General features: G+C 72.2%; 8 protein-coding genes. 3 read left to right on the forward strand and 5 right to left on the reverse strand.

The window, feature by feature from the left end; translation table 11 throughout:
* The first annotated feature begins 116 nt into the window (after positions 1-116).
* Together proC and ABZU52_RS31005 are read left to right on the forward strand one after the other, a co-directional pair.
* Positions 117-935: a pyrroline-5-carboxylate reductase gene (gene proC, locus ABZU52_RS31000; protein WP_238661521.1), complete on the forward strand. Its 819-nt coding sequence runs from the start codon at positions 117-119 to the stop codon at positions 933-935.
* Positions 936-1,004: 69 nt separating this feature from the next.
* Entirely contained in the window at positions 1,005-1,355 is a 351-nt protein-coding gene (locus ABZU52_RS31005) for a DUF2203 domain-containing protein (RefSeq protein WP_110564124.1), read from the forward strand.
* Between the two features lie 220 nt (positions 1,356-1,575).
* Here the strand turns inward: ABZU52_RS31005 and ABZU52_RS31010 are convergent, their stop codons facing one another.
* The 5 genes from ABZU52_RS31010 to ABZU52_RS31030 form a co-directional block, all read right to left on the reverse strand.
* Positions 1,576-2,253 carry a class F sortase gene (locus ABZU52_RS31010; protein WP_354974476.1) on the reverse strand — a complete coding sequence of 226 codons (678 nt, stop codon included), beginning with the start codon at positions 2,251-2,253 and terminating at the stop codon, positions 1,576-1,578.
* Positions 2,250-3,116: a DUF4397 domain-containing protein gene (locus ABZU52_RS31015; protein ID WP_354974477.1), complete on the reverse strand. Its 867-nt coding sequence runs from the start codon at positions 3,114-3,116 to the stop codon at positions 2,250-2,252. The genes ABZU52_RS31010 and ABZU52_RS31015 overlap by 4 nt, the downstream gene beginning before the upstream one ends.
* 235 nt (positions 3,117-3,351) lie before the next feature.
* Complete coding sequence (locus ABZU52_RS31020; protein WP_354974478.1) at positions 3,352-4,023, reverse strand: methyltransferase domain-containing protein; 672 nt, start codon at positions 4,021-4,023, stop codon at positions 3,352-3,354.
* Positions 4,024-4,215: 192 nt separating this feature from the next.
* Complete coding sequence (locus ABZU52_RS31025) at positions 4,216-4,890, reverse strand: NADPH-dependent F420 reductase (protein WP_354974479.1); 675 nt, start codon at positions 4,888-4,890, stop codon at positions 4,216-4,218.
* A 303-nt stretch (positions 4,891-5,193) separates the two neighbouring features.
* Positions 5,194-5,685: a glutathione peroxidase gene (locus ABZU52_RS31030; protein WP_354974480.1), complete on the reverse strand. Its 492-nt coding sequence runs from the start codon at positions 5,683-5,685 to the stop codon at positions 5,194-5,196.
* A gap of 168 nt (positions 5,686-5,853) precedes the next feature.
* On the opposite strand from ABZU52_RS31030, the gene ABZU52_RS31035 reads away from it, so the two are divergent.
* Positions 5,854-7,479, forward strand: a complete 1,626-nt coding sequence (locus ABZU52_RS31035) for a glycosyl hydrolase family 18 protein (protein WP_354974481.1) — start codon at positions 5,854-5,856, stop codon at positions 7,477-7,479.
* Positions 7,480-7,582: the final 103 nt, after the last annotated feature.

Raw genomic sequence — 7,582 nt, forward strand, 5'->3', positions numbered from 1 at the left:
GCGGTGGTTGCGGGCCGGGGGGGGGCTCGCGGGGCTTTGCGGTCGCGGGCGCGGGGCGGCGCGCGGGCCGGCGCCCCCCCCCCCCCGCGACCCAATGCGAGGGGGTACGGGCCGACATGTCAGCCGGGGTGCACACGGTCGCGGTGATCGGCGCGGGCAAGATCGGTGAGCTGATGCTCTCCGGGCTGCTGCGCTCAGGATGGCCGGTGGACCGGCTACTCGCCACCGCCCGCCGGCCCGCTCGCGCCGAGGAGTTGACCGCCCGGTACGGCGTACGGGTGGTCGACAACCTGACCGCGGTGGACGAGGCGGCGGTGCTCGCCGTGTCGGTGAAGCCGCAGGACGCCGCCGCGCTGCTCGACGAGATCGGCCCCAAGGTGCCGGCCGACAAGCTCGTCATCTCGCTCTGCGCCGGTCTGCCCACCAGCTTCTTCAGCCGCCGGTTGCCCGACGGGACCCCGGTGGTGCGGGTGATGACCAACACCCCGGCGCTGGTCGACGAGGCGATGACCGCGATCTCCGCCGGCGCGTACGCCACCGGGGCGCACCTGACGTTGGCCGAGGAGATGTTCAAGCCGCTCGGCCAGACGATCCGGGTGCCCGAGTCCCAGCAGGACGCGGTCACCGCGCTCTCCGGCTCCGGCCCCGCCTACTTCTACCTGCTGGTCGAGGCCATGATCGACGCGGGGATCCTGCTCGGGCTGCCCCGGCAGGTGGCGCACGAGTTGATCGTGCAGACCGCGATCGGGTCGGCGGTGATGCTGCGCGACTCCGGCGAACACCCGGTCAAGCTGCGCGAGGCGGTCACCTCGCCGGCCGGCACCACCATTTCCGCGATCCGTGAGCTGGAGAAGCACGGCGTACGCGCGGCGCTGCTCGCCGCGTTGGAGGCCGCCCGGGATCGCGCCCGCGAGCTGGCGGCACAGGCCGACTGAGCCTTCGGGCGCGTCACGCTGAAGTGTTCCGGGCACGTCGCGGGGCCGGGTGTGCCGCATACTGGCCCGGTGTTCACACTTGCCCAGGCCCGGCACCTGGTGGCCACCCTGCAGCCGCGCGTCGACGAGTTGATCCGGGTCCGGGCTGACCTGGCGGAGTTGCGCGCCGACCTGGCCGATCACGGCGTCAGCGCGCTCGGCGGGCTGGCCGAGGTCAAGGGGCTGGAGGCCCGGCTGCACGCCGTCGTCGACGAGCTGCACCAGCACGACATCCAGGTCAAGGGCATCGCCCCGGTGCTGCTCGACTTCCCCGGCGAGCGGGCCGGCCGCGCCGTGCTCTGGTGCTGGCTGGAGGGCGACTCCGACGTGCGCTGGTACCACCGGGCCGAGTGCGGCTTCGCCGGCCGCCGCCCGCTCTGACACCCCCGCCCCTGGGGGGCGTGGGGCTGGACCGCGCTGCTTGATCCACTCGGGATCCTGAAAGTCGCGGCATCCGGGAACCCCGGACACCGCGACATCCTGAAACCCGAGTTGATCAAGCGGCGCGCCAGGACCTCGTGGTCGCGCCGCGCCCAGGACCCTCGCGGTCGCTGCGTGCCGGGACCGCGCGGCGCGGCCCATGCCGGCCGGGTGCGCGGGCTCAACCCGCCGCGGACGTCGGCAGAACCGGGTCGGCGGTCTCGGTCACCGCGAACACCACCACGTTGTCGACGTAGTGCCCCCGCCGTCGGTCGAAGTCGCCACCGCAGGTGACCAGGCGCAGCTCCGCCCCGGGCGTCGGTCCGTAGACCGCGGCCGTCGGAAACTGGTCCTTGCGGGTACGCAGCGACCCGGTGACCCGGAACGCCAACCGCTGCCCGCCGCGCCACACCTCCACCAGGTCGCCGGCCCGTAGCTCGCCCAGCCGGGCGAAGACCGCCGGGCCGCGTCGTGAGTCCAGATGCCCGGCGAGTACGGCCGGGCCGGTGTCGCCCGGGGCCGGGCCGCCGCCGTACCAGCCGGCGGTCTGGAAGTCGGTAGGCGGGATCAGCGCGCCGACGCGGTCCAGACCCAGAACGGTGAGCGGTGAGTCGACGCCGATGCGCGGTACGCGTACCCGGGTGGGTGGACCCTGTGGCGCGGGCGCGGCGGCCACCGACGGACAGTCGTCGCCGCAGCCGGGGTGCCAGCTCGCCGCCGGTGGTGGCGGGTCGGTGGTGGCCAGCCCGACCCCGGTGCCGGCGGCAAGGCAGACCGCCGCGCCGGCAGCGACCAGCGCGGCCAGCGGTATCCGGCGGTCCCGGTGCCGCCGGATCGACAGGTCCGGCCCGGCGCTCACCAGGTGGTGCGCCGCCGCCGGCGCCAGAGCAGCAGGGCCACCGCGCCGGCTGCCGCGGCCAGACCGCCGGCCACCAGGGGGTACGCGTCGAGCCCGGCCCCGGCGGTGCCTCCGGCGCCGGTGTCCACCCCGCCGGCCGGGACCACGGTGCCGCCCTCGGCGTCGCGGCGCAGCTCGGCGGTGAGCCCGCCCTGCCTCGCGTCGAGCACCAGCAGCGAGTAGACCGCGCCACCGGTGAGCCGCACCTCGGCGTCGGTGCTCGGCCCGCCGGCGCCGGTCAGCTTGAGCCGCCAACTGCCCGGCTCGACCTGCTGGTAGTCGGTCGTGGTGGCGAACTGCACCCCGTTGGCGATCATCGGGCCGTCGGCGGCGGCCACGTCGAGCACCGGGGTCCGCACCGACGCCTGCACGACCCGCACCTTCGCGCGACCGCCGGTGGGGGCGCTGAGATCGTCATTGAGCACCCGCAGGCCGAGGTCGGCGTGTCGACCGACACCGGCCACCGTGTAGGCGTTGCCGCTGGTCACCGCGACCTCGGTGGTGAGCACCGGGGGATCGCTGGCGGGGGCGCCGGCCTCACGCATGGCCACCGCGTACCGGCCCGGGGCGAGTTTCAGGTAGTCGGAGACCACGCCGTAACCGACCCCGGGGAACACCTGCGGCTTCGCCGCGCCCGGTGCCGCCAGGTAGACGTCCACCGCCGGGGTGTCCGGGGAGAGGTGCGCGAGCCGGACGTATCCGACGGTGTCCGCGCCGGTCGCGGCGATGGCCGAAACCGGAATGGCGGCGGCGAGAGCGGTGCTGAGCAGGAGCGCGCCGGAGCCGGCCAGCAGCCGGCGGGACACGGTACGGAGCGTGTGCATGTCGCCTCCGGTGGGGCACGTTCGGTGAGCGGGCGGCAACCCAGAGAACAGGGTCCCGTGAACAGGACTGCGGCGCAAGTTGCCACAGCGATGTTTTTGCCGGCTGTCGCCCCTGCCCCTGCCCCACGCCAGCGCCCTCAAGATCCGCGCAACTTCGGGGATGTTGCTGCCTTGAGGCGTGTTGAGGCAGCAACATCCCCGAAATTGTGTTTCGGGGTGCGGCGGGAGCCCGTCCCTACCGCTCTCGAACGGCTAGGAGGCCCAACAGGTCCGGGACTCCGCCTGGGCCCGCCTCGACGACCCGAACCAGCCGAAGACCGGCGACCACTGTCGCGTTCATCAGGTCGGCAAGGGGGAGGTGCCAGGCACCCACCCGTACCCGCACACCGCTGGTGTTCCAACTGTCGAAGCTGCGGGATCGGTCGGCATACCGCGCGTCCACGACGACCCTCGGATGCTGTCCCCAGTCGGCGAACGCACCCACGAAACATGGGTGCACACCCACGTGCACGAACCGCCCGCCGGGCCGCAGCACCCGGGCGACCTCGCGCAGCAGGGCCGGGTAGTCGGGCATGTCGGTGCTGGCCAGCACGCACATCGCGGCCGGCAGCGACGCGTCGCCGAACGGCAGGATGATCGCGTCACCCCTGACCACCGGCAACCGCCTCCTCGCGTGCCGCAACTGCCCGCCGGACAGGTCTACGCCCACCGGCGTCCACCCCAGACCCGCCGGCACCGAGGCGTGCGCGCCGGTGCCGCAGCAGATGTCGAGGCAGGGCCCCTCGCCCGCGCCGAGCAGGTCCGCCACGGTCGCGTGCACCCGCCGGAGATAGTCGCCGCCGCCGAGAATGAAACCCTCGTACCAGTCGGCGTGGGCGTCGTAGGCCGGTGTGCTCGCCGTCCCCATTCGCTGAGGCTACGAATCGATACCCGTCCAGGGAACCCGTTCTTCTGAGGGCAGACGTGGGGCCGAGGCGTTTGCCCCCGCTCACCTTCTCGCTTCGGCCAGCGGCGACGGGGCCGGCCCGGCGCGTACGCCTCGGACCGGCCGCCCCCGCGACCACCCGACAGGCGATCGCGGGAGGGCGGCGGTCTCTGCTCAGCGGGTGGCGGCGGCCAGGGCGGCGCGCACCTTCGCGGCGTCGGCCGGGGCGGGGTGCTCCAAGTCGGTCGGGCTGGCGGAGTAGAGCGTGCCGTACGCCGGGGTGTCCGGCTGGTAGCGCCACCCCTCGGCCAGCGGGCCGGCATCCACCGCGTCGTAGCCGATCCGGTCCAGGAAGGCGGTCACCTCGGCCTTCGCGGCGGCGTCGTCACCGGCGATCGCGAGGGCGCTGCGGTCGGCCGCACCGGACGGTCGGGGCAGCGCGGCCAGGCTCTTGAAGTAGATGTTGTTGAAGACCTTGACCACCCGCGACTCCGGCAGGTGCCGCTGGAGCAGCTCGCTGCTGGTGATCTCGCCGGAGTCCAGCTCCGGGAAGGCCCCGTCGCGCTGCGGGTAGTAGTTGTTGGTGTCGATGACGACCTTGCCGGCCAGCGGCTCCACGGGCACCGCGCGGTACGCCTTCAGCGGCACGCTGACCACCACCAGGTCACCCACCTGTGCCGCGTCCTGCGTGGTGCCGGCGCTGGCGTGCTCGCCCAGGGTCTCCACCAGGTCGGTGAGGGTTTCCGGCCCCCGCGAGTTGCTCAGCACCACGTCGTACCCGGCGTCGACGGCCAGCCGGGCGACCGTGCTGCCGATGTTGCCACTGCCGATCAGGCCCACAGTTGTCATGCTCGTTCCCAACTCCGTCCACCCGCGACGGATTCCCGACCAGCCTGGTGGGTTATTCCGGTTACCCGCTCGCGCCGCGAGCCCATCCTGCACAACGTACTGCTCACGGTGGTCGCCGACCGGCTCTCCGGAGACCTGCCACTCTCCGGTGACGAGCGGTTCGTGCGGGTTCCCACTACATCCAGGTTCGAGCGTGATCAAAGGCGGTCCGACGGGACCCGGAGGTGGGTCGAATGGGCAACTCGTGCACCGCGACTTCATGATCGACCGAGCTGGGCCCCCGTGCCGCGGCACCCGGGGGCGTCAGGGGGTGGGAAGGGTCTTCTCGATGGCGGCGCGGAGGTCGTCGGAGTCGGGCTCGACCGTGGGAGCGAAGCGGGCGGCGACCGAGCCGTCCGGGGCCACCAGGAACTTCTCGAAGTTCCATCGCACGTCACCGGTGTGCCCGTCGGCGTCCGGGGTGTCCACGAGCGCGGCGTAGAGCGGGTGCCGGTCGGGGCCGTTGACGTCGACCTTCTCGGTCAGCGGGAAGGTGACCCCGTAGTTGACCTGGCAGAAGTCGCTGATCTCGGCGGCGCTGCCCGGTTCCTGCCCGGCGAACTGGTTGCACGGCACGCCGAGCACCACCAGGCCCCGGTCGGCGTAGAAGTCGGCGAGCTTCTGCAGGCCGGCGTACTGGGGGGTGAGGCCGCAGCGGGAGGCCACGTTGACGACCAGCAACGCCGTGCCGCGGTAGCGGGCCAGGTCGGCGGGGCCGCCGTTGAGGGCGTCGATCGGGATGTCGAAGACGGTCATGGGCCGAGGCTACGCGCCGGCCGGGCCTCGTTCCGAGGGTGGGCGGAGCGTACACACTCCGTGCACCAGGAGAAATCGAAACATGGACATCTTGACGAACTGATGACGCCGTGAGTACCGTCTCACCATCTCTTTTGGAAAGTTTCCTAACAGTTCGGGAGACGCCGCATGAAAAGATCGCTCCGCCGGGCCCTCTGGGCCGGTGCCGTGGTCGCCGTGACCGTCGCAGCGGTGCCGATGACCACCGCGTTCGGCGCCGGCACGGTCACCACCACCTTCACCAAGGCGCAGGACTGGGGGACCGGTCACGAGACGAAAGTGACCGTCACCAACGGTTCCAGCGCCACGGTCACCACCTGGCGCATCGAGTTCGACCTGCCCTCGGGCACCACCATCAGCAGCGCGTGGGACGCCGACGTCACCAGCAGCGGCAACCACTACGTCGCGGTCAAGAAGAGCTGGGCCGGCCCCCTCGCCCCCGGCGCCTCCTTCAGCTGGGGCTACAACGGCACCGGCGCCTACAAGGCGCCGCTGAACTGCACCGTCAACGGTGCCGCGTGCGGCGGCGGGACGACCCCGCCGACCACGACGCCGCCGACCACCACCCCACCGACCACGACGCCGCCCACCACCACCCCGCCCACCACGACCCCGCCGACCACGCCGCCGCCGAACACCGGCGGCAAGAAGGTCGTCGGCTACTTCGCCGAGTGGGGTGTCTACGGGCGCAACTACCACGTCAAGAACATCCAGACCAGCGGCTCGGCCGCCAAGCTGACCCACATCCTGTACGCCTTCGGCAACACCACCGGCGGCCGCTGCACCATCGGTGACAGCTACGCCGACTACGAGAAGGCGTACACCGCGGCGGACAGCGTGGACGGCGTCGCCGACACCTGGGACCAGCCGCTGCGCGGCAGCTTCAACCAGCTGCGCAAGCTCAAGCAGCTGAACCCGCACCTCAAGGTGATCTGGTCGTTTGGTGGCTGGACCTGGTCCGCTGGCTTCACCCAGGCCGCGCAGAACCCGGCCGCGTTCGCCGAGAGCTGCTACAACCTGGTCGAGGACCCGCGCTGGGCGGACGTCTTCGACGGCATCGACGTCGACTGGGAGTACCCCAACGCCTGCGGTCTGAGCTGTGACAGCAGCGGCCCCAACGCGTTCAAGAACGTGATCGGCGCGCTGCGGTCGAAGTTCGGGTCCAATGCCCTGGTCACCGCCGCGATCACCGCGGACGGCAGCAACGGCGGCAAGATCGACGCCACCGACTACGCCGGCGCGATCGGCAACCTCAACTGGCTCATGCCGATGACGTACGACTACTTCGGCGCGTTCAACGCCCAGGGCCCGACCGCCCCGCACTCGCCGCTGACGTCGTACACCGGTATCCCGCAGCAGGGCTTCAACTCCGACGCGGCGATCCAGAAGCTCAAGAGCAAGGGCATCCCGGCCAACAAGCTGCTGCTCGGCATCGGCTTCTACGGCCGGGGCTGGACGGGTGTGACCCAGGCCGCTCCGGGCGGCAGCGCCACCGGCGCGGCGCCGGGCACCTACGAGGCGGGCATCGAGGACTACAAGGTCCTCAAGAACACCTGCCCGGCCACCGGCACGGTCGCCGGCACCGCGTACGCCAAGTGCGGCAGCAACTGGTGGAGCTACGACACCCCGTCGACCATCAACGGCAAGATGACGTACGCGAACAACCAGGGCCTCGGTGGCGCGTTCTTCTGGGAGCTCTCCGGTGACACCAGCAACGGCGAGCTCATCGGCGCCATCAAGGGCGGTCTCGGCTGAGCCGAGGGCCGACGCACCACCCACACGGCGGGAAGGGGCCCGCACCGTCCCTTCCCGCCCGTGACACAGCGGTGGGGGGGGGGCGCCCCCGCCGCGGCGCCCC

It is taken from the genome of Micromonospora sp. NPDC005220 (assembly GCF_040607895.1).
In the GTDB taxonomy this organism is placed as follows: Bacteria; Actinomycetota; Actinomycetes; order Mycobacteriales; family Micromonosporaceae; genus Micromonospora.

Bases quoted from the DNA above. Each gene is read 5' to 3' on its own strand.
- proC (WP_238661521.1), top strand. From the start codon at position 117: ATGTCAGCCGGGGTGCACACGGTCGCGGTGATCGGCGCGGGCAAGATC.
- ABZU52_RS31015 (WP_354974477.1), bottom strand. From the start codon at position 3,116: ATGCACACGCTCCGTACCGTGTCCCGCCGGCTGCTGGCCGGCTCCGGC.
- ABZU52_RS31020 (WP_354974478.1), bottom strand. From the start codon at position 4,023: ATGGGGACGGCGAGCACACCGGCCTACGACGCCCACGCCGACTGGTAC.
- ABZU52_RS31025 (WP_354974479.1), bottom strand. From the start codon at position 4,890: ATGACAACTGTGGGCCTGATCGGCAGTGGCAACATCGGCAGCACGGTC.
- ABZU52_RS31030 (WP_354974480.1), bottom strand. From the start codon at position 5,685: ATGACCGTCTTCGACATCCCGATCGACGCCCTCAACGGCGGCCCCGCC.
- ABZU52_RS31035 (WP_354974481.1), top strand. From the start codon at position 5,854: ATGAAAAGATCGCTCCGCCGGGCCCTCTGGGCCGGTGCCGTGGTCGCC.